Source organism: Paeniglutamicibacter terrestris (assembly GCF_012271785.1).
GTDB lineage: Bacteria > Actinomycetota > Actinomycetes > Actinomycetales > Micrococcaceae > Paeniglutamicibacter > Paeniglutamicibacter terrestris.
Map to the genome: position 1 here is coordinate 789,098 of NZ_JAAWVT010000001.1, position 20,406 is coordinate 809,503.

Below are 20,406 nucleotides of genomic sequence, written 5' to 3' on the forward strand. Positions count from 1 at the left end.
ATTTCATAGTAATCACCATCACGCCGTGGTGTCAAAGGCACGATCGCCTCACTGCCAACCTCCAGCCCGAGTGTCGGCGCGCCACCCTAGTGTTAGAGCCATGAGCGAACCAGTGGGAACCCTTGCGTCCATCTCCATAGACTGCCTAGACACCGACGAATTGGCGAGGTTTTACTCGCAACTTTTGGGGCTTCAAGACGTCTTTGCCACCCCGGATCGTGGTGTGATCGCGTTGGCCGGTGCGGGGCCGATGCTGACGGTGATGCGAGTAGCTAGCTTTGTGCCGCCTTCGTGGCCCGAAGGACCTCAGCGACAGCAACTCCACCTGGACATCGCCGTTAACGATCTGGAATCGGCGAGCGCCGCCGCCCTCGCTCTCGGTGCCTCGAAGGCCGATCATCAGGCTTCCCCGGAGCAATGGCTCGTGTTGCTGGACCCGGCAGGGCACCCCTTCTGCCTCTCGGTGGTCCGTCCGGACTAGGCACACTCGGCCCACAGTCCATATAAGGCACCGCGCTCCGCATCCGAAATACAGATTCACGACCGTTCGGTCGGAAGACATTATCCAGGTTTGGTAATGCGCTTGTAATCTGTGTCATATATCGTGAGAAACAAGTGGCCACGGAGCCACCGGAAAAAACTAAATAGTCTTCCGATCACGCGCAGCTGGAGAGCCTCGAACATCAATCGGGCACCGAAGGGGCAAGCACCCGCAATCTCTCAGGTACCAAGGACAGCTGCGCAAGGAAACTCTGGAGAGCAGTCGTTTTATGCGGCTCACCGACGAAGCACGCCGTTGCCCCTACGCAACGGTTTATCTTTCAGGTTCAGGAACAGAGCGGGCACGGTAGCGACCGGCATCACACAAGGTCCTCGCTCCCCTACTTGATTCCCTCGATGAACGGTAGAAATTTTCCCATGAATATCCCGGCCTTGTTGCCCGCAGCGGCGGATTCCAACTCCACAGATATCCTCGCTATCGCCAACTCACCGGTCCTCTGGGCCTGTGCGATTGGCGTTTTTCTGGTCATCATCGTCCAGAGCGTTATTTACATGAAGGCAGCCAAGACTGCCGCACCCCACATCGGCATGACGCAGGATGAAATCAAGACCAGTTTCCGCGCCGGTGCTATCTCGGCGCTGGGACCCTCACTGGCCGTGGTCATGGTCGCCGTCGCCCTGTTGACGATCTTCGGCACCCCCGCGGTGCTGGTGCGCATCGGGTTGATCGGGTCGGTCTCCTACGAAACGGCCGCCGCTGCCATCGCCGCAAAAACCGCTGGTGCCGAGCTCGGCGGCCCCACCTATACCCAGGCCGTCTTCGGCCTGGCCCTGGCCGCGATGAGCCTAGGTGGAGCCATGTGGATGATCGCCACACTCATCCTGACTCCGTTGCTCAAGCGTGGCGACTCGGCGCTGCGTAAGGTCAACCCCGCCATCATGCTGGTGGTCCCCGGAGCGGCAATGATTGCCGCATTCATGGTGTTGGGCATCGCAGAACTGCCCAAATCATGGATACACGTAGTCGCCTTCCTATCCTCCGCGGGGATCATGACCATCCTGATGCTCATCGCCAAACGCGTGAACAAGCCGTGGATCAAGGAATGGGCTCTGGGTATCGCCATCATTCTCGCCCTGGCCATCACCTACGCCGCAACCCGCCTTTAGCGCCGCCGAGACTTCCAGGAGCACATGATGAGCAAAGCAACAGAAATGCACGAGGCGCTAGGCGCCTTCGACAAAACCACCTCCCGCTGGGGCCGGATCACCATGATCATCGGCCTGATCCTTTCCTTGGCCGCCCCGGCCTACTTGGTCTTCTTTTCGGGGTTGGACATTGAAGTCGCCTCGGTTCTGGCGGCCTTCGCCGCGCTGGCCGCGGTCTTCGGCGTCATCTGGATTGTGGAGCCGCTGACCTACTTCCCGATCCTTGGCGCGTCCTCGATGTACCAGGCGTTTATGATCGGCAATATCTCCAACAAGTTGCTGCCCGCGGCCATGATCGCGCAGGCGACCATCGGAGTGAAGCCCGGTACCCGCAAGGGTGAACTTGCCGCGGTCGCCGCCATCTGCGGTGCCGCAGCCGTCCACCTGACCTCGCTGTTCGTCTTCGTGGGACTGCTGGGCACCTGGCTGGTCAGCGTGATCCCGACCGACATCGTGCAGACCGTTCAGTTCTACATCCTGCCCACCGTTCTGGGCGCCGTGATCGTACAGGCCATTGTGAGCCAGAAGGCCCCACGCTCGGCGATCATCGCACTGACTGTCTCCCTGATCGTGATCTTCGTGTTGGTTCCGCTGATTCCCGGGATGAACCTATTTGCCACTGCAGTGGCAGTGATCGCCACCGCGGTGCTCGCCTGGGTCTTACGTGATCGCAAGACCCTGGGTGCCACGGAAAACGTGGAATCTGATGCCCTCCCCGAGGGCCCGGTCTACTAACCGCTCCGCGTGAGCCGGCGCCCCACAGCGCCTAGCTACACAGCAACATGGCATAAATAGGCGGTGGCACCCCTCGGTGCCACCGCCACCGAAAAGCTAAGGAAATAGCACCCCATGACCAACACCACCATTCCGAAGTCCCTGAGCCTGAGCACCGACTCGGCAGCGGAAATGCGCGAAACCTACAAGTATCTGCACGCGAATCCCGAGCTGTCGATGCAGGAACACAAGACCGCTGATTACCTAGCCAAGCGCCTTGAAGAGCTGGGGCTCGAGGTGTTCCGTTGTGGTGGAACCGGCGTGGTGGGCGTGCTGCGCAACGGCGAGGGCCCGGTCATCGGCATGCGTGCGGACACCGACGGGCTGCCGGTCCTCGAAGACACGGGTCTGGACTACGCCAGCACCGCCACCGGCGTCCTGGATGACGGCACCGAGGTCCCCACGATGCATGCCTGTGGTCACGACACCCATATGGCCACAGCGTTGAAGACCGCCGAGCTTTACGCCGGCGCCAAGGACGCGTGGGCCGGGACCATCGTCTTTGTGCTCCAGCCCGGTGAAGAAACCGCCGCAGGTGCCCGCGCCATGGTTGAGGACGGCTTGTGGGACAAGGCTCCGAAGCCGGAGATCATGTTCGGTCAGCACGTGATGAACGGACTGAGCGGCACCGTGACGTTGCTGGCCGGCGCCGCGATGACCACCGCCGACTCGTTTAAGGTCACGGTCTTCGGGCAGGGTTCGCATGGCTCCATGCCCGAGCACTCCATCGATCCGATCGTGCTTGGCGCCTCCATGGTCTTGCGTTTGCAGACCATCGTCTCGCGCCAGGTGGCTCCGCAGTCCGCCGCCGTGGTGACCATCGGGTCTTTCCACGCCGGGCTGAAGGAAAACGTCATCCCGGACCGCGCGGTGTTCACGATCAATGTGCGCACCTTTGATACCGAGGTGCGCGAGATCGTGCTCTCCTCGATCCGTCGCATCATCGCCGCCGAGGCCGAGGCTTCGGGGGCTCCGGAGCCGCTGATCGAGGACATCTCCAACTTCCCGCCGCTGTTTAATGACCCGACGGAGACCGAGAAGCTCACCGAGGAATTCCGTGCCGAGTTCGGCGAGGAGCGGGTACTGCCCGGCTCCCCGGTGATGGGCAGCGAGGACTTCGGTGCATTGGCCGCGGCGATCGATGTGCCCAGTGTGTTCTGGTTCTTCGGTGGCAACTCCGCCGAAACCCTGGCCGCTGGCCACCCGCCGGCCAACCACTCGCCCTTCTTCGCCCCGGTCATCGAACCGACGCTGAGCACCGGCGTGCAGGCGGCTGTCCGCGCGCTGTTCTCGAAGGTCGGCAAGTAGAAGAAGCACTATCTCGACGGCCAGATCCTCCCCTCGGGTTAAGGATCTGGCCGTTTGCCTGCTAAAAGCCAGGCGCACCCGCATCGCCCGATGATTCCCGAGCAATAGCGCCATGGACGCAAACTCCGTGGAGGGATCACGCGTGCACTTAAGTACAACGACATACGTGGGACTAGATTAGTCCAGAAGCATTAGAATCATGTTTTGTGGCCCCGAACCAAACTTCCGATACCGCTGACGTCCCACTGATCCGAGCACGCAACAAACCGCGATTCGGCTTTCCGTGGGTTGCCGTGGTGCTAGGCCTTGGCACCAGCATTTTTGCCGGTATCGGATTCAACGCCGTCACCGCCGAGCCCACGGCGCCGGTGCAGATCATGATCGAGGGGCAGAACCCCTACAACATCTCCCAAGAAACGCTCGATGCAGTGATCACCGAGCCGATCCTGGCGTGGGAGCCCCTCACGATTCGAGTGACGGATCGGGCCCTGAGCTACGACGAACTCCAAGGTCGGACGGATCCCGGAGCCGACGTCATCCTGACCACGCTTATCGACAGCGATACCTTCGAAACCGAAAAGGAACAGCGCTTTACCGGCGCGGGCATCTATCCCGCGCAGCCGAATAAAGACGAGAACCTCTCGGACCGATACGCCATTTCTAACGCCTATCTCGACAATGTCGGGCTGGGTCACGGTCCGTTGGCCGTTGCCGCTGCCGCCCAACGCGCCGCGGATGTCTTAGATGGCGGGCGCATCAGATCTCCCGAATTCTGGGTGGCCGGCACGGCCACCGGATTGCTGCTCACGGTGCTCGCATTCGCCTTCTCACTGCGCCGTCGCCGACGCCGCGAAGGGATCTTCCGTCGACTCACCGCCGCGCAGCGCCAACTGGCAGGCGTGGTGCTGGAATTAGAGGCGCTGGAAGTCACTTACCTCGGAACGGACCAGGCGAAGCGGACCGCCGGATTCACCAAGTCCTGGACACAAATTCGCGATGATTCATTGTCGCTGGCCAAGACCGAACAAGCGGTAATCAACGCCGTTTACGACTCCTCGACATCACTTTCACCGAAAACCGCCAAACTCGTCGCTACCTTCGAGACGAAGGCGCACGCCATGGTGACTTCGTCCGATGCCCTGATGGGTGCCGGATCCATACTCGGCGAGCTCGCCGGCGGAGCGAGGGTTCTGGACAGGCTAGCCGCGCCAACACTCTTGGCCGCCCGTGAATTACTTGCCCGGCTACACGCTGCCCCGCAGGGCGCAATATCGCCCAAGCACGTCACCGCACTCGAGCAGGCAGTGGAAGAATTCCTGGCAGCCGGGGCACGGGATGGGGATTCCACCGCCGGACTCAAGACCTGGGCCAAGGCCGAGAAAAAGCTCGAACGTACCGCCCACTCCGTCTATAACGCCCTGCGCCATGATCGGCGCGCTCGGGTGCGCGGAGCCTCCCGTGGTCGAGATGATACGGCTGCGCTTCGAATGAGCTTGGGTCTGGCGGCGGGTGGAACCAAACAAGTCCTCTACGTCTTAGACGATGCCAACGCCGCGGCACGGGCACTGTTCGGTCCACTGCCCGGCTCCACGGAACCCGCCGAGGTACCGCGTGCCCGGCATCGCTGGAGTACCTGGAATCTCCAGGCGCCGCCCCGGGCCATGTGGATCACGCTGGGGATTGTCATAGGAATCAGCGCGCTGATCTTCGGGGGTGTCACGGAAGAAAAGATCACCGAGCGCCCCGGCTGGGATCTGACCGGGAGCCTGCCGGTGCACTCGCTCACCGTTGATGACCCCAGCGGAACCCTCGATGAAGATCAGCTCCGCGGTTACCTGCAGGACGGATTTAGCCACGATGTTGACATCACGCTCGCGGTACGCGATGCCGAGGACTACCTCGATACCGTGGGAAGCTTTGACCCGCTGAGCGGCGCTCCGGATGAAGATCTTGATCCATCGGTGCTTGTTGATTCGCTGTGGCGACTCAAGGCAGAGTTCCCCGAGCTGAGCAATGCCATCACCCAGGAACTGAACCCCAACCAGTACCTCGTCCCGGTGTATCTTTTTGACAACGGCACCGTCACCACCCCCACCTGGCTCAGTAGCACCCCCGCCTCCGGGGACCACAGCAAACTATCCCGAGGTGCTTGGGAATACGGCAGCTACTCGCTCTCAAGTTTTGATGAACCTGCGATGGCCACGACCATCGAGTCGTTGGCTCGCGGGCTGCAGCGAAATGGAATTGTGGAAACCGATGTGAATTCCACACTCCTGTTCTGGTTGCTCAGCCTGGCCTTCGCCCTCGGTGCGACAACGCTCATCCAGATCCTCATCTTTGGCGGCACCATCTCCATGAAGCTGGGTCGCTTTGGACGCGGCGGAAAGCTACTGCGCCAGCTACGTCGCAAGCTCGACGCACTGGCCCTGGGCTTGGACGAATCCCGACTAAATACGGTGCTGGTGCTCGGCACCGGCCCCGCGGCCAGCAGTCGCGAGGCCGACCAGCGCATCTTTGAGCGTTCCCTGGCCGTGGCCTGGCGGACGGCCGATGATCTGGCCGCCCGACCGCTGGCCCAGCGTTTGAATGCCGCCTATGTTGCCGAAATTCAGGCGCTCTCCGAGCTGGTGGATCGATTGGAAATTCGCGACTCCGATGCTCAGCGACGCACCCGCGAACTGCTGGCTAATACCCAGAGCGGGGCAGCCGAACCGGCGCGGCCCTAAAGCCGCGCCACACCTTGTCTCAGGCCGGCACCAACCCGGCCTCGGCCGGGCTGGAGACCGGAAAATGACATTCGGCCATGTGCGCGCGCTCGGCGGGACCAATGGTGGGCAACCCCAGGGAGATATTGCCGTCCGCACCCAGCCCCGTGGCCTCGGGCCGGCGCGAGGCGCAAATGTCTTGGGCCTTCCAGCAACGCGTACGGAACCTGCACCCGCTGGGCGGATCCAGAGGTGAGGGCAACTCGCCTTTCAGCACAATCCGCTTCGCGGGGCGCATGGCCGGATCCAACTTCGGCGAGGCAGACATCAGCGCGGCGGTATACGGGTGCAACGGCCGATCAAAAACATCCTCGGTCACACCGGTTTCGATGATTCGTCCCAGGTACATCACCGCTACCCGGTCCGTCACGTGGCGCACCACCGACAGGTCGTGGGAGATGAAGATGTAGCTGACACCCAGCTGCTGCTGCAGCTCGTTAAGCAGGTTCAGCACCTGCGCCTGCACCGAGAGATCCAACGCGGACACCGGCTCATCCAGGATCAACAGATCCGGCCCCAGCGCTAGCGCGCGGGCAATGCCGATGCGCTGGCGCTGGCCGCCAGAGAACTCCTGCGGGGTCTTATACGCATCGGTGCTGCGCAACCCCACCAGATCCAATAACTCGTTCAGCCGCTTGGAACGCGCCGCGGATCCGCGGTACAGATCTTTATGCGTGGCAAAGGGTTCGGAAATGATTTGACCAGCGCTCATCCGCGCATTCAACGAGGCGAAGGGGTCCTGGAAAACCATCTGCACCCGCCGGCGCCAGGCCAGTAGCTCCTTGCCCTTGAAGGCAAACGGGTCGGCCCCGTCAAAGCGCACCGAGCCCGAATCGGGGGTCTCAAGCATCATCAGCGTGCGGGCCAGCGTGGATTTGCCGCAGCCGGACTCCCCCACCAGGCCCAGGGTCTCCCCCTTGCCCACGGACAGGGAAATCCCATCCAGGGCCTTGAGCTTGCGTGATCCGCCGGAACCGGCCGAGACGGTGAAGGACTTGGAGAGATCCTGAACCTCGAGGACGTTTTTCCCCGGGTTCGCCATGGTGTGGGTGCTCATTGGTTGTCCTCAAGCTGTGGAGAGGTTAGTGAATGATCATTCGTTGGGTTCCCCGCCTGGGTGACCAACACATCGGAGAAGTGGCAGGCGGAGAACTGATTCTCACCCGTCTGGCGCAGCTCGGGACGCGTTTCGCGGCAGATCGCCGCGACCATCGGGCAGCGGTCTTGATAGACGCAACCGGCGGGGATGTTTTTGAGTTCCGGCGGGCTGCCGGGAATCGATGACAGTTCATCCCCGCGCACCGCATGGGTGGGCACGGATTCGAGCAGGCCCTTGGTATAGGGATGAGTGGGGGCGGAGAACACCGTAGCCACCGGCCCGCGTTCCACCACGTTGCCGGCATACATGACGACCACGTTGTCGGCTTCCTCGGCCACCACGGCCAGGTCGTGCGTGATCAGCACAACCGCCATGTTCTCTTCTTCGCGCAGCCGGCGCAACAGGGCCATGATCTGCGCCTGCACCGTGACATCCAGTGCGGTGGTGGGTTCATCGGCGATCAGTAGCCGCGGGCTCAGCGCCACGGCCATCGCGATGAGAATGCGCTGGCGCATACCGCCGGAGAACTGGTGGGGGTAGGCCGAGGCGCGAACCTCGGGTTCCGGGATGCCGACCCGGCGCATCAGCTCGATGGCCTGAAGTCGCGCCTGCTTTTTGTTCATCCCGCGGTGGATCCTAAAGGCCTCACCCAATTGTGTCCCCACCGTATATACGGGGTTCAGGGCCGTCAGTGCGTCCTGAAAGACGATACCCAACGAAGGACCTGCCACGGCCCGGCGTGCCCGCGCACTCATGGTGTTCAGGTCCTTGCCCTCCAGGGCCACGACTCCCCCGGCCACCGAGGCCACCGGGTCAAGCAGACCGGCAATGGCCTTGGCGGTCATGGACTTACCGCAACCGGATTCGCCCAACAGTGCCAGCGTCTGGCCCTGGTAGGCGGTGAAGCTGACCTTGTTGACCACTCGCACCGTGCCGGTGGGGGTGCGGATATCCACGTCGAGACCCGTCACCGCCAGCACCGTGGTCAGGGTTTTTTCGGCCGCTCTTTGGGAATCAAGTAGTTCCATCATCACTTTGCCTCCTTGGACAGGGACTTCAGAGCCTTGCGAGCAGGCTTTTCGAGGGTCAGGCGCCAGCGCTGGGCCGGATCGGTGGCGATGCGCAGCCATGCGGCCAAAAGGTTCGCGGCAATCGCGGTGATCACGATGGCGGCGCCGGGCAGGATCGAGAGCCACCAAGCGGTCTGCAGGTATTGGCGTCCCTGGGCCACCATCAACCCCCAACTCACATCCGGTGGCTGGATGCCAATGCCCAGGAAGGAGAGTGAGGATTCGGCCAGCATCACGTAGCAGAATTCCAGGGTGGCCAGGGTCAGCAGCGTCGGGGTGACCACCGGAATCACGTGCATCGCGATGATCGAATTGGGCTTGGTGCCGAAGGTGCGCGCCGCGTCCACGAAGGTACGGGACTGCAGTTCGGCGGATTCGGCGCGGGCGGTACGCATATAAATCGGGATACGCGTCAGCGCCAGGATCAGCACGATGTTGGCGACCGAGGGGCTGAAAACGTAGAGCACCACCACCGCCAGCAGCAGCGAGGGGAAGGACATGATGATGTCGGCGATGCGCATCGAGATGTTTTCGCGTCGCCCCCGGTGATATCCGGCCCAGACTCCCCAGAGCGAACCGACGAGCAGAGCCACCAACACCGCTGGAACGGCGACCATCAAGGTGGTGCGTGTGGCGACGATCAACCGAGCGAGCATCGAGCGGCCCAGCGAGTCGGAGCCCAGAATGTAGGCCCAACCGTTGGCTGGATCAAAGGGTGCCTTGTTCATGAACATCAGGTTTTGCTTAGTGGCCAGCTCGCCCATCAGAGTGGGACCGATCAGCGCCACCAAAATGACCACGGCCAGGATCAGGGCGCCGATTGTTGCGAATTTATCGCGCAGCAGCATCCGGAACATGCTCGGCCCGCCCAGACGCACCTTGGACGGCTTCGGCGCACGTTGCTGCCCGGTGGGCGCGTTTAATGTCTGTGTCATGATCTTTCCTAGGCGTTCGCGCCGGTGACGGCAGGGACGGTGGGCTCACTCGGCGTGGTTGGCTCGGTAGTGGAGGTGATGGTTCGCGCCTTGCGCTTACCCCTAGCCCCGGCGGTGGGACGAACCCGCGGGTCAAGCAGCGCGTAACCCAGATCAATCAGGATGTTCAGGATGAAGATGGCGATGGCCGTGATCAACACACACGCCTGAAGGACGGCGAAGTCACGTTGCAGAATCGAGTCGATCATCAGCTTGCCAATGCCTGGCCAGCCGAAGATCGTCTCGACCACCACCGCCCCGTTGACCAACCCGACGGTTAGGTCTCCGGCCACTGTCAGTGCTGGCGCCGCGGCGTTACGCAGTGCGTGGGCGGTGACCACGCGGTACTCGGAGGCGCCCTTGGAGCGGGCGAGCTTGATGTAGGGCTCGGAGAGCGAGGTGACCATGGCTCCGCGGATCACTTGCACCAGTGCCCCGAAGGGCCTCATGAGCAGTGTGGCCACCGGCAGCACCCAGGCCGCTGCGCCCATGACCCCGGAGGTGGGCAGCCAGCCCAGGTAGATGGCAAAGACCCAGATACCCACGATGGCCAACCAGAAGTCTGGAATGGAGGCTGCTGCCATCGAGACGAAGGACGCCAGGCGGTCCAGTAGCCCGTTGGGCTTCAGCGCGGCGGCGGAGCCCACGATGATCGCCAGAATGATGGCGATCACCATGGTTGTTGCCGCTAGTTGCAGCGTGGCCGGGAAGGCGCGCAGCGCCATGGCCGCGGCATCCTCCCCGGTTCGCAGTGAGGTTCCAAAGTCCAATCGCAGCAGACCACCGAAGTAGTCGGCCATCTGCACCAGGACCGGCTGGTCCAGGCCATTCTTGGCAATGAAGTCCGCGCGCATGGCGTCGGTGGCGTTCAGTGGTAGGTAGAGGCTTGCCGGGTTACCGGTCATCCGGGCCAGGGCGAAGACACCCACCACCACAACCACCAGCGGCAGTGCGGAGGAGATAATCCGTTTACGCAAATAGGTGAGCATGATCCTTAGTTGCTTTCCGTCGAATTCATTATTGCCAGTTCCTTGCGAAGGGCCTTTGGATGGGAGCTACTTGGCGGTGACTTCTGCCAGGCGCAGTTCATCGCCCGAGGAGGAGTTCGGCGTGTAGGCCACGGTCCCGGCAATACCGAGCATGCCGGTCTGGTGGGCGATGTGCGCGAACTGAACCACGTTCTCGTTCTGGTAGGAGAAGACCTTCTCGAAGGCACCCTGCCTGTCATCGCCGGTGGCGGCATCCGCCGTAGCGATGAGCTTGTCGAGTTCGGGGGTGCCGAAGGCCGACTGGGCTCCCTTGGACGTCATGTACTGATCGACGGTGAAGGCCGCATCACCTGCCTGGTTTCCGTGCTGAGTCATGAGCATGATCGCTCCCTCATCATCGGTGGGGAACGGGCGGACCTGGTAGGTCAGGTGCTGGCTGGTCTCAAGCATCTTCAGCTTCACATTCAGACCGGCCTGGCTCAGCTGTTCCTGGATGACCTGGCCGAGTTCTTCGATCTTGGGGAACTGGGCGGTGCGCACGATCAGGCTGATCTGCGCGGAGGTGTCAACGCCTGCGGCCTTGGCCTCTTCAACCAGGGCCTTGGCCTTTTCCGGGTCATATGGCCAGGCGGCCAGCTCATCGCTGTGTCCTACAACGCCCTCGGGAACCAGCTGGGCGGCGACCTTATCGCGTCCGCCGTAGAGCGAGGCGACGATGGCTTCCTTGTCGATGGCGTAGTTCACGGCCTGGCGGACCTTGATATCGGTGAAAGGTGCCCTATCCGCGTGCATGCGCAAGGCAACGGTTTCGTTGTTCGGGTAGGAGACGCCCAGATCCCCGATGTTGTCCTCGGGGCTCAGGCCGGTGGCGATGTCTGCCTCTCCGGAGGTGATCATGGCGGCGCGGACGCTGCCCTCGCTTCTCCACTGGTAGTTGGCCTTGTCGAAGGCGGGGGCCTCGCCCCAGTAGTCGGCGAAGGCCGATGCATTGATGGACTGGCCGGCATCCCATTTATCCAGTTTGTAGGGGCCGGTGCCGATCGGTTCGCGTACCTTCTCGGTGGCGGAGGTTTCGGAGGGCACGACCTCAAGGAAGGAGAGGCGCAGCGGCAGGATCGGATCGGCTTTGGGAGCCGTCACGGTCAGGGTGGTGGCGTCAACTGCCTTGACCTTGAGGTCATCATCGCCAAAGACATAACCTTCGACGTTGCAGCCGAGTTTGCCGTTGACTGCACGATCGATGGTTGCCGCGGCATCCTCGGCGGTGAAGTCTGATCCGTCGTGGAATTTCACGCCCTCGCGCAGCTTCAGCGTCCAGTTGGTGTCATCCGTGCTGGTCCATTCAGTGGCGAGCTTGGGCTCGAGCTCACCGGTGGTGGGATTACGTTCGATCAGTGGTTCGGTGATGGTTGAGCGCACCACCACTCCGGTGCTGGTCAGGTTCGACTCGCAGGCTTCAAGCGTTGGTGGTTCCTGCTGCAGGACGACCCGCAGCGTGTCCCCCGCTGCCGGAGCTCCGGATCCACCGGAACTCGAAGCTTCGGTGGAGTTGGCTACGGAGCAGCCCGAGAGCACCGTGACGCCTAACAGGGCACCGGCGGCCACGGCCATGGAGAGTCGACGGGTGCGGGTCACGGGCGTCGTTGCTTTGCTGGATAAAAACATCGGTGTTTCCTCTGCGGTGAGCGAATTGGACGAGTGTGGACGACCAATGCGAGGGGAACTGCCGGTCGTGTTCACATAGCTTTGACGGCCGGGCCGAAGCGCGTCAAGGCATTGCTTCAGCATGAACACGCGGTTTTGGGGTGCACGGCATCGAACCGAACGAGACAGGGAATGTGACTTCCGCTACATTTGGCGGCTGAAAGAGCATCAATGCCTCAACGGTATTGATCAATGCGTTCTCCGTGTTGGACGTGCATGCTTGAGACTTCCTAGGATGCAGGTATGTCAACAGATACCAGCGCCTCCACGCGACGCGATCACAGCCCCATCTCCGGGAACGCCATTGTGCGCGTCGGCCCGGTCAACCCAACGGTCGCCCAGGCGCTGCTTGAAAACTACGCTTCATTGGTCCTGCCCGATGCCGGGGCGCAGCGCGAGGCATTCCTCACGGAACACGGTTCATCCATTCGGGTTGCCGTATGTTCGGGAAAGATCGGCGTTGACACGCAGACCATGAAGCGGCTTCCAAACCTCGAAGCCATCGTGAATTTTGGTGTCGGCTACGACGCCACCGACGTGGCTCAGGCCACCGAGCGCGGCATTCCGATCAGCAACACTCCCGATGTCCTGACCGACTGCGTCGCCGATACCGCTCTGGGCCTGTACCTCGACACACTGCGCACGCTGAGCGCCGCGGAGCGTTTTGTCCGCAATGGCACCTGGGCCACGGGGGTAAACTTCCCGCTGGCCACCCGCGCCAGCTCAAAGCGTGTGGGCATTTTGGGTCTGGGTCGGATCGGCGCGGCCATTGCCAAGCGCCTGGAGGGTTTCGACTGCGAAATTCACTATCACAACCGCTCGGAGATCACCGGCAGCCCCTACACGTACCACCCGTCGGCGACCGCGCTGGCCGAGGCCACGGATGTGTTGATCGTGGCAGCGGCTGGCGGCCCAGATTCGGCGGGGCTGGTTGATGCAGCGGTGCTGGAGGCGATCGGACCGAAGGGCTTCCTGATCAACATTGCCCGCGGCAGCGTGGTGGACGAGCCGGCGCTGGTCGCGGCCCTGCAGGCTGGCACCATCGCCGGAGCCGGTCTGGATGTGTTCGCTTCCGAGCCACACGTTCCAGAAGAACTCTTTGGCTTGGAGAACGTGGTCCTGCTGCCGCACCTGGGCAGCGGTACGCACGAGACCCGTGCCGATATGGCCTCATTGGTGCTGGATAACCTGCGCAGTTATGTGGAATCCGGGGAACTCGTTACTCCCATCTCGTAGTAAAGATGGCGCTCATGGAAATTCCTCAGAGTTGCTTACCGAAAATCCCCAACTCGCTAGAGCTGAATTAGCAGATTTGCTGGCGTCCCGGTAGTGACCTTCCGGAGTTGCTCGGCAGCAGCCTGAGGAGTACGCAGCCGACACGATTCGCCATCAAGATTCAGCACCACCGACCGATGCAACAGCCTGTCGAGCATGGCCGCGGCAACAGTGGTGTCCCCGAGGATCTCACCCCAAGTACCAACAGGCCGATTGGTCGTGATGACAATGCTGGGTTTCAAATACCGATGGTTGATGACTTGGGACAACGCCGACGCCGCTTCCCCAGGAAGCGCGAGATACCCCAGCTCGTCGATCTATGCGGATGTCCGCATAGATCGACGAACTCGGTCAGTCGGCCGTGGGTTTGAATCCTTTTCTGCGTCCTCGAATGTTGTCATCGACGGCCAACACCTCAGGGGTGACGATCTGGTCGAAGTCCGATTTGTTCACCATGATCACCTCCGTCGAACCGTCCGCGTGGCGGAATTCGATCTCCACTACGTTCGTCAGCCGCATGAGTCCGATAAGTTCTTCATCCCAAACGTCGAACAGCTTTCCTTCACTCCTGATCACTACCGTGATCACCTTGTCATCAGCGAGAACTTCACCACTGATGTCTGAAGTTCTTACCGACTTCCAACCCACTTCAATCACCGACTTACATATGCGTAGCAATCACTGGGTGCGGTCGCTTCTGCGCATGGCTATGAGACTTCACGTAGTTTTATCAAAACTATTAATATTCTAGAATAATCAAAAGATATTCCTGACCTGAAAACTGCACCCGGCAGATGAAATCTAGCTCGTAGGATCCGTTGGAACTCTCAATCGCTGATTCGAGGGCCCAGAAGGATCTATGTATTCAAACCTGACCGGACCCGAAACAAGATCGCGATTACTGAGGAAATCGAAGACGGTTCCTTCTTCGTCGTCCGACATCTTTTGAGGCAAGAAGATAACGGTGGTTCCATCAAGTAATTGTTGAGCACCCATGGTGCTGTAGCCAAGAGACTCCAGTGCTTCAGTAACTGCGCCCAGCCGTCCCCCACGTTTGCGAGATTTTGCTGAACTGACGTTGTGAGAGATCGAGGATATTCTCCGATCATCAATTGCGTTCTTCAGCCTCGTATCTGAGCGGTTCATGTCGCGAATGGTCTCGAGTATCTCAGACAACATATCCTCAGGTGATCGCGGCACTACGGGGTCCGGAAGCGCTACAAGGTCGGCCTCATCTTCATACTTATCATTCACTTCGGCCAACTTCGATTCCAGCGCTGGCCAACATACGTTAAAGCCGCGGTCCAGCAGTTCAACGCTTCTACTGTCTTCACCTAACGCCTCATTGATCGAGGCGACCAGGTCATGAAACCCCTCACGGGTTGGCATTGTTGCTTGGTAGCTGGCAAGCGGGCCTACAAGATCAGTAGCCTTTTTGAAGTCAATCAGCAGCGGCGCAACTCGGGACTCTGCCCCACCCACTTTCTTTGACAGCGCACCCGCTTCAAAATTGAGCCATTGCGCATGTTGGTTCCGTGGCGTTGCCACGATGATTCCAAAACTTGTGCCGTTCAGCTCCTTCTCCAGTTGCTGGTTCCATTTCAACCCTGCGCGAAGCCCTTCAGAGCTTATCCAGGGCTCAACAGAATTGATGACTGTTGGTAACCATTCATGCAGCACTTCAGCCACTGCATGACTTTTCTTACCTGACCAACTTACAAAAACCTTCAACGGGCCCCCTACTTGCAATGAATACTCGAACAAGCTTATCAACAGTGGCTTGATGGAAGGCTGTTTCGCCGGACATAATCAGACCAATTCACACGGGTGAGTGTTTTGTTATTTACCAAAATCTATCTATTAATATAATAGAAGGTAAATTAATAAATTTTTCAATCTACACAACAACGTAAATGTATCCGCGGCCGCAAGTGGAGTCCCTCTCAAGATTGATGCCTCTAGTTCTTCTGCTGAGGCTACACGCCTGTTGAACCGTCATTAGCCCGGTCGGCAGAACCGCGCTCCTCGAACTCGGTCGTCTGCTCATTCAATGCATGTAGCCGCATCATCTCTTTACGCCATTTCTTGTCCTTCTTGGCGCCCGAACGAACTAGCACGCCAAATTCGCCATCGAAATCTGTCCATTTTTTCGTACGCTTGTTGATATCTCTCATGGCTTTTGCGAGATCATGCATTCCGTAGATTTGCAGGAACCGCTTGGACTTCATGAGGCCCCAGTCCAATATTGCGGTACTTTTCAAGTCAGTGCCATCTGTTCCCTTGAACGAAACAGTCACATCATGTGCTTCGGTAAGAGCGGGGTTTTTCACACGGGAGTGCACTACGTCCCACAAAGTCCTCCATTCCTGGCCTGGAGCCAAGTACGGGATGATTTTTGGAATCGCTACTAGTTCAACTTCACTTCCCGTTGCTGAAGCAGATCTCATCAGAGACGGATTACTCTTAACGACCACGTCATAGGCAGGGGTCTGCCCATAGTTTTTGATGACAAAATCCTGGACGTAAGCAGCAGCACCCTGTTCCATATGGGCGACGACGAAAGGCTCTGCCTTCTTCAGCTCTATGTCATCGACTTGTTTTCGGGACGCCTTCGATTCCGTTATTTGACTCTTGGCATAGCCCAAGGCGATTGCTGCGGTCAAGAAGGTCAGCCCAGCAATTATTACTGAAATCCATTCAGTCACAGTAGATCCTGCATTCAAGCTTAGTCATCGTCCTTTTGTTCTCGCACACGACCGTGTCCGTCAGTAGCCTCATTAATTACATCGATCAATTCCTCATAAAGGGCTCGATCGCTAGGGTTCATCTTCTCATCCCCATGGGACACATAGAACTCAGCAGCTTCTATGGCTAGCGCGCTCCAGGCTTTCCGTTCCGGGTAAAGCCAAAAGCCTGTGTTTCACCCGGTTTTCTGGGTGAAACACGGGCTTGCAGCGGGGCGGTTGATTTCTTGATCCGACCATAGTGGTGCTTTTCGGAAGGCACCCATCTTTCTCGACGGCCCCGTGTACTGAAAAGTTCACATTTTCTAGCACATGGTTCGCCATTCTGCAGGCGCTGCCCACCTGCGGAACAGGTCCAACAAATTCAACTTGCCATCCATCCGCCGGAAGACTTTCAGTGGATGGATGGCCAATGATCCATTGGGGCAGTTCAGGTTGCCTCCGGAGTTAGTTCGAGTTGCTCAACGTTCCTGCTTGGTCCCATCGGAAACCCGTGAAGGACGCCAACGGCGCAGCTGCGTTCCTGCCTCGTAGGCTTGCGACGACGGGTAGCTCACGAGTTCCACCGTGCTTCCCCAGGGGGTACGGGCGTATAAATAGCGGTTTCCCGCTCCCGCGTCACCTCCGGGTAGATCATTGGGCTGACTCAACAGTGTCCCGCCGGCCTCCTGAAGTTGGGCTGCCGCCTGATCAATGTCATCGACGTAGACGCAGAAGTGCTGCAGACCGTAGTCACTGGGGACAACCGGTTCACGCTGCGCCACCCCGGAGTAGACAAAGAGCTCGAGGTTTGGCCCCTCACCTAGGCGCATCATCCTGATGGATTCGATGGTGGCCCCGGCCGGAATGCCAAGACCGGCCTCGACCTCAGGACCCGACAAGGGTTCATCAAGCATGTCGTAGATCTTCTCGGCGCCGAAGGCCCGGGTGAAGAAATCGGTGGCCTGCTCGAGGTCTGGAACGGTGATGCCGATATGTTCAATGGCACGGATACTCATGGCTTATATCCCCTTAAATCTCTGCCGCGGCCCAGAACCCGGATTGGGTGGCCTCGTACATTCGACCACCACGTATCCGCGTGCCAATGGCACGGACCTTCTCGTCGTCGATCTGGCCTTCGAGCAGATCGCTGGCGATGCGTTCCTGAGCCCACACCACCACGCCGCTCTCCGGCGCCTGTTGCCCGGTAAGGGTCGTGACACCGGCTTCGCTGAGCAATTGGGCAAGCCGGGCGCGCTGCATGTCGTTGGTGTCCAGCCCTACGTCTCCTGACGGCGAGCTCAACGTGACGTTCCGGCCCTGTTCGGCGAGCCAGAGTGCGGCGAACATCGCAATTTCGGTGTCTCCATGCACGGTGGCGTCCTGGCCCTCGGGTGCGCTTCCTGTGGTGAGCATATCGACCGCATCCACGGCACCTTCGGGCATCCCGGCGGCCTTGGTGCCGGTGGCCAACAGAACGGCATCGTGGCTGTCAAGATCTTCCTGCGTGGCTTCGCTGCCGAGACGCACGCTGACTCCCAGCCGCTCGAGTTCGACCCGGTAGAAGGTGATCATGCTGGTCATTTCGGCGTTCAAGAAGCTTGCTGCTGACCACGCACGTAGCTGGCCTCCCAACTCAGGTTCGCGTTCGATCAGGGTGACCGCGTGACCGCGTTCAGCTGCGACGATGGCCGCCTCGCAACCGGCCGGTCCGGCCCCGATGATCAGTACGCGCTTGGCGACGTCCGCCAGGCGCAGCGCATCTTTTGCGCGTGCTTCCTGGGAAAGTGCGGGATTGATGACGCACTGAGTGCGCTGGCCATTGAACATCCAGCGTGAAATGCACTCGTTGACGGCGATGCAGCGACGCACGTGGGCGTGGTCCCCGCGGCGGGTTTTGGCCACCGCCTCGGGATCGGCGAGCTGTGCTCGGCCAAGGGAAACGTAATCTAATTCGCCGGCGGCGACCGCTTCGTCCATCTCGTCGAGCAGCCACGTCAACCGTCCGACGCCGATGACAGGCACCGACACGCGTTCCTTCACGGCCTTGGCGTAGTGCACCAGGTTGCCCGGCGGGTACATGGGCAGCAGCACGTCGGCGGTATCGTAGTTGCCGGCCGAGACATCCAGCGCGTCGACATATTGCTCGAGCATCTGCGCGAACGCGAGGCCCTCCTCCAGCGGCAAGCCTCCCTCATAGGGCTCCTCCACGCTCAGCCGATACATGACCGGGAAATCCGGGCCAACAATGTCCCGCACGGCACGGACAACCTCAAGGGCGAATCGTGCGCGATTTTCTAGGGATCCGCCGTATTCATCGGTGCGCTTATTGGTCTTCGGGGACAGGAATTGACCCAAAAGGTACCCGTGTGCTCCGTGCAGTTCCACTGCGTCAAATCCCGACTGGACGGCACGTCGCGCTCCCTGCGCATACATGTCGATCAGGCCCGGAATTTCATCGAGTTCGATGGCCCGGGGCGGTGTGCCGAAGGCGCTGGTGATGCCGGCGGTCGGTGCGATCGGCGGTTCGTTCCGCTCGGTGTTGCCCTGTGAGTTCTGGCGTCCGGTGTGGTGTAGCTGGACGGCGATTTTCGCACCCTCATTGTGGACAGCTTCGGTCAGGGCTGCCAGCCCGGAGCGGAACCGGTCGTGGTCAATCCGCATCGGGTGACCAACCGTGCGACCCACCATCCAGTCGACGGAGGTGTTTTCTGTGATGATCAGGCCGACACCACCCCGAGCGCGGGCCCGGTAGTAGTCGATCATGCGCTCGCTGACATCGCCAAAGGTGCCCGCGTACTGCGTGAAGATCGGGGACTGGACAAAACGATTGCGCAGTTTCATCCGTCCGATCGCGCCGGGCTGGAACAATGCGGCGTGAGATTGTGGCGAGGCATCGCCCATTGGGATTTGGAATGCTGTGGTGGAGGCGTTGGAAGTCATCTAGATTCTCCTCGTGGCTTTTGTTGTCTCCTCCACTATGTCTGTAACGCAGCTCACATGCATGCCGCTAGGTGCACGATACTTCGCCTGAAGTGCACAACCTCGATTATGACTACGATCTTCGCGCGGCTCTGGGGGAGATTCCGAAGGAAACTCGGTACGCCCGGCTGAACGATGAGGGGTTAGAAAACCCGCAGCGCAGCCCGATTTCGGTGACCGACAGGCCAGGTTGAACGGTGAGCAGCCGCTGTGCCACCTCAAGCCTCCGACGCAAGAGATACTGCCCGCAAGTCTCTCCAGATTCTTTGAACAGCAGGTGCAGGTATCGGACGGACACCGCATTTGCCTGAGCGATCTCTACCACGCCCAATGCAGCGTCACGGAGGTGTGCATCAATAAAGTCGCGCACCTCCATCAGCCGGATAGATCGGGCATCTAAGACCATGTTTGACGACGATCCGATCGCTGATGTCAACAGGTCGACGGCCACACGGCCGGCTGTCGACGCGGCGGTGTCGTCCATGTCGGCGGCTCCCATGGAGGTTTCCATCCAGGAGAAGAGCAAGCGAAGGCTGGGAGAGGATTCAAGCGGCCTGCCGATAAGGGACTCGAATCCGGGCAATGCCTCTCGGGCCAGTTCCCGTGGCAAGAAGAAAGTGAACTTCTCCAAGGATCCGGCGCTGTGGCATTCTGCGGACTTAACACCGTCCCAGATCACTGCGCATCCCTCTCCGACCAGCGCCGTTTTGTCGTTTTGGGTGAAGATCTCGGAACCTTTCCGTACCAGCAAGACGCCCAGATATTCCCCTTCGGTCCGACGAAGTTCGGTGGCGCCGCGGCGCCCGGATATCCCGCCCAATGTGCATCCGACCGCCCAGAATTCCCCGAGTGTCCGAGTTTTATGACGCAACGCTTCATGACGCCCCACATCTAGGCGCCACGGCAAATGGCTGGATGAAAAATCCATCACCATTTCGTTGCTGACAACACTGTCCGACGTCAACTGAAACCTCCATGCATCAGGGGCGGAGCGCTACCCCTGCTTCCACCGGTGCCACGCATCATCGACATGGGC

At 60.3% G+C, this 20,406-nt stretch carries 17 protein-coding genes, 1 pseudogene and 2 riboswitches; of the genes and pseudogenes, 6 read left to right on the top strand and 12 right to left on the bottom strand.

Annotated features, from left to right (window positions below; translation table 11 throughout):
• Nucleotides 1-100 precede the first annotated feature (100 nt).
• The 5 genes from HED64_RS03595 (at nt 101) to HED64_RS03615 (ending at nt 6,515) form a co-directional block, all read left to right on the top strand.
• Entirely contained in the window at nt 101-481 is a 381-nt protein-coding gene (locus tag HED64_RS03595; RefSeq protein ID WP_168150700.1) for a VOC family protein, read from the top strand.
• Between the two features lie 175 nt (nt 482-656).
• Nucleotides 657-747, top strand: a riboswitch (glycine riboswitch).
• 3 nt (nt 748-750) lie between these two features.
• Nucleotides 751-839: riboswitch (glycine riboswitch) on the top strand.
• Between the two features lie 79 nt (nt 840-918).
• Nucleotides 919-1,668 (top strand): DUF5058 family protein, encoded by a 750-nt coding sequence (locus tag HED64_RS03600; protein ID WP_168150701.1) that lies wholly within the window; start codon nt 919-921, stop codon nt 1,666-1,668.
• Between the two features lie 27 nt (nt 1,669-1,695).
• A complete protein-coding gene (locus HED64_RS03605) occupies nt 1,696-2,442 on the top strand; it encodes a hypothetical protein (RefSeq protein WP_370630924.1) in 747 nt (248 codons plus the stop codon).
• A 114-nt stretch (nt 2,443-2,556) separates the two neighbouring features.
• On the top strand, nt 2,557-3,789 hold the full coding sequence (locus tag HED64_RS03610) for an amidohydrolase (RefSeq protein ID WP_168150703.1): 1,233 nt from the start codon (nt 2,557-2,559) through the stop codon (nt 3,787-3,789).
• A gap of 206 nt (nt 3,790-3,995) precedes the next feature.
• The gene (locus tag HED64_RS03615) at nt 3,996-6,515 is read left to right on the top strand and encodes a hypothetical protein (RefSeq protein WP_168150704.1); all 2,520 of its coding nucleotides are present in this window, start codon (nt 3,996-3,998) and stop codon (nt 6,513-6,515) included.
• A 19-nt stretch (nt 6,516-6,534) separates the two neighbouring features.
• Here the strand turns inward: HED64_RS03615 and HED64_RS03620 are convergent, their stop codons facing one another.
• From HED64_RS03620 to HED64_RS03640, 5 genes are all read right to left on the bottom strand, one after another.
• On the bottom strand, nt 6,535-7,611 hold the full coding sequence (locus tag HED64_RS03620) for an ABC transporter ATP-binding protein (RefSeq protein WP_210149174.1): 1,077 nt from the start codon (nt 7,609-7,611) through the stop codon (nt 6,535-6,537).
• Nucleotides 7,608-8,684, bottom strand: a complete 1,077-nt coding sequence (locus HED64_RS03625) for an ABC transporter ATP-binding protein (RefSeq protein ID WP_168150705.1) — start codon at nt 8,682-8,684, stop codon at nt 7,608-7,610. The genes HED64_RS03620 and HED64_RS03625 overlap by 4 nt, the downstream gene beginning before the upstream one ends.
• Nucleotides 8,684-9,658, bottom strand: coding sequence for an ABC transporter permease (locus HED64_RS03630; protein WP_168150706.1), 975 nt, complete (start codon nt 9,656-9,658; stop codon nt 8,684-8,686). The genes HED64_RS03625 and HED64_RS03630 overlap by 1 nt, the downstream gene beginning before the upstream one ends.
• 8 nt (nt 9,659-9,666) lie before the next feature.
• Nucleotides 9,667-10,686, bottom strand: a complete 1,020-nt coding sequence (locus tag HED64_RS03635) for an ABC transporter permease (RefSeq protein WP_168150707.1) — start codon at nt 10,684-10,686, stop codon at nt 9,667-9,669.
• A gap of 66 nt (nt 10,687-10,752) precedes the next feature.
• Nucleotides 10,753-12,351, bottom strand: a complete 1,599-nt coding sequence (locus tag HED64_RS03640; RefSeq protein ID WP_210149176.1) for an ABC transporter substrate-binding protein — start codon at nt 12,349-12,351, stop codon at nt 10,753-10,755.
• Nucleotides 12,352-12,633: 282 nt separating this feature from the next.
• Here HED64_RS03640 and HED64_RS03645 point away from each other — a divergent pair, with 282 nt between their 5' ends.
• The gene (locus HED64_RS03645) at nt 12,634-13,626 is read left to right on the top strand and encodes a 2-hydroxyacid dehydrogenase (protein ID WP_168150708.1); all 993 of its coding nucleotides are present in this window, start codon (nt 12,634-12,636) and stop codon (nt 13,624-13,626) included.
• A 56-nt stretch (nt 13,627-13,682) separates the two neighbouring features.
• Here the strand turns inward: HED64_RS03645 and HED64_RS03650 are convergent.
• The 7 genes and pseudogenes from HED64_RS03650 to HED64_RS03680 all read right to left on the bottom strand — a co-directional run.
• Nucleotides 13,683-13,982, bottom strand: a pseudogene (locus tag HED64_RS03650) (ATP-binding protein); the annotation flags it as partial.
• Nucleotides 13,983-14,016: 34 nt separating this feature from the next.
• Nucleotides 14,017-14,322: a hypothetical protein gene (locus HED64_RS03655; RefSeq protein ID WP_168150709.1), complete on the bottom strand. Its 306-nt coding sequence runs from the start codon at nt 14,320-14,322 to the stop codon at nt 14,017-14,019.
• A 144-nt stretch (nt 14,323-14,466) separates the two neighbouring features.
• Entirely contained in the window at nt 14,467-15,438 is a 972-nt protein-coding gene (locus tag HED64_RS03660; protein WP_342590642.1) for a TIR domain-containing protein, read from the bottom strand.
• Between the two features lie 203 nt (nt 15,439-15,641).
• Entirely contained in the window at nt 15,642-16,370 is a 729-nt protein-coding gene (locus tag HED64_RS03665; RefSeq protein ID WP_168150711.1) for a hypothetical protein, read from the bottom strand.
• 500 nt (nt 16,371-16,870) lie between these two features.
• On the bottom strand, nt 16,871-17,407 hold the full coding sequence (locus HED64_RS03670) for a VOC family protein (protein WP_168150712.1): 537 nt from the start codon (nt 17,405-17,407) through the stop codon (nt 16,871-16,873).
• Between the two features lie 13 nt (nt 17,408-17,420).
• On the bottom strand, nt 17,421-19,331 hold the full coding sequence (locus HED64_RS03675) for an NADH:flavin oxidoreductase (RefSeq protein WP_210149178.1): 1,911 nt from the start codon (nt 19,329-19,331) through the stop codon (nt 17,421-17,423).
• Nucleotides 19,332-19,443: 112 nt separating this feature from the next.
• Nucleotides 19,444-20,298 carry a helix-turn-helix domain-containing protein gene (locus tag HED64_RS03680; RefSeq protein ID WP_168150713.1) on the bottom strand — a complete coding sequence of 285 codons (855 nt, stop codon included), beginning with the start codon at nt 20,296-20,298 and terminating at the stop codon, nt 19,444-19,446.
• Between the last annotated feature and the right edge of the window lie 108 nt (nt 20,299-20,406).

Excerpts from the sequence above, each read along its gene's own strand:
- HED64_RS03595 (WP_168150700.1), top strand. The coding sequence starts at position 101 with ATGAGCGAACCAGTGGGAACCCTTGCGTCCATCTCCATAGACTGCCTA.
- HED64_RS03600 (WP_168150701.1), top strand. The coding sequence starts at position 919 with ATGAATATCCCGGCCTTGTTGCCCGCAGCGGCGGATTCCAACTCCACA.
- HED64_RS03605 (WP_370630924.1), top strand. The coding sequence starts at position 1,696 with ATGAGCAAAGCAACAGAAATGCACGAGGCGCTAGGCGCCTTCGACAAA.
- HED64_RS03610 (WP_168150703.1), top strand. The coding sequence starts at position 2,557 with ATGACCAACACCACCATTCCGAAGTCCCTGAGCCTGAGCACCGACTCG.
- HED64_RS03620 (WP_210149174.1), bottom strand. The coding sequence starts at position 7,611 with ATGAGCACCCACACCATGGCGAACCCGGGGAAAAACGTCCTCGAGGTT.
- HED64_RS03625 (WP_168150705.1), bottom strand. The coding sequence starts at position 8,684 with ATGATGGAACTACTTGATTCCCAAAGAGCGGCCGAAAAAACCCTGACC.
- HED64_RS03630 (WP_168150706.1), bottom strand. The coding sequence starts at position 9,658 with ATGACACAGACATTAAACGCGCCCACCGGGCAGCAACGTGCGCCGAAG.
- HED64_RS03635 (WP_168150707.1), bottom strand. The coding sequence starts at position 10,686 with ATGCTCACCTATTTGCGTAAACGGATTATCTCCTCCGCACTGCCGCTG.
- HED64_RS03640 (WP_210149176.1), bottom strand. The coding sequence starts at position 12,351 with ATGTTTTTATCCAGCAAAGCAACGACGCCCGTGACCCGCACCCGTCGA.
- HED64_RS03645 (WP_168150708.1), top strand. The coding sequence starts at position 12,634 with ATGTCAACAGATACCAGCGCCTCCACGCGACGCGATCACAGCCCCATC.
- HED64_RS03670 (WP_168150712.1), bottom strand. The coding sequence starts at position 17,407 with ATGAGTATCCGTGCCATTGAACATATCGGCATCACCGTTCCAGACCTC.
- HED64_RS03675 (WP_210149178.1), bottom strand. The coding sequence starts at position 19,331 with ATGACTTCCAACGCCTCCACCACAGCATTCCAAATCCCAATGGGCGAT.
- HED64_RS03680 (WP_168150713.1), bottom strand. The coding sequence starts at position 20,298 with ATGGATTTTTCATCCAGCCATTTGCCGTGGCGCCTAGATGTGGGGCGT.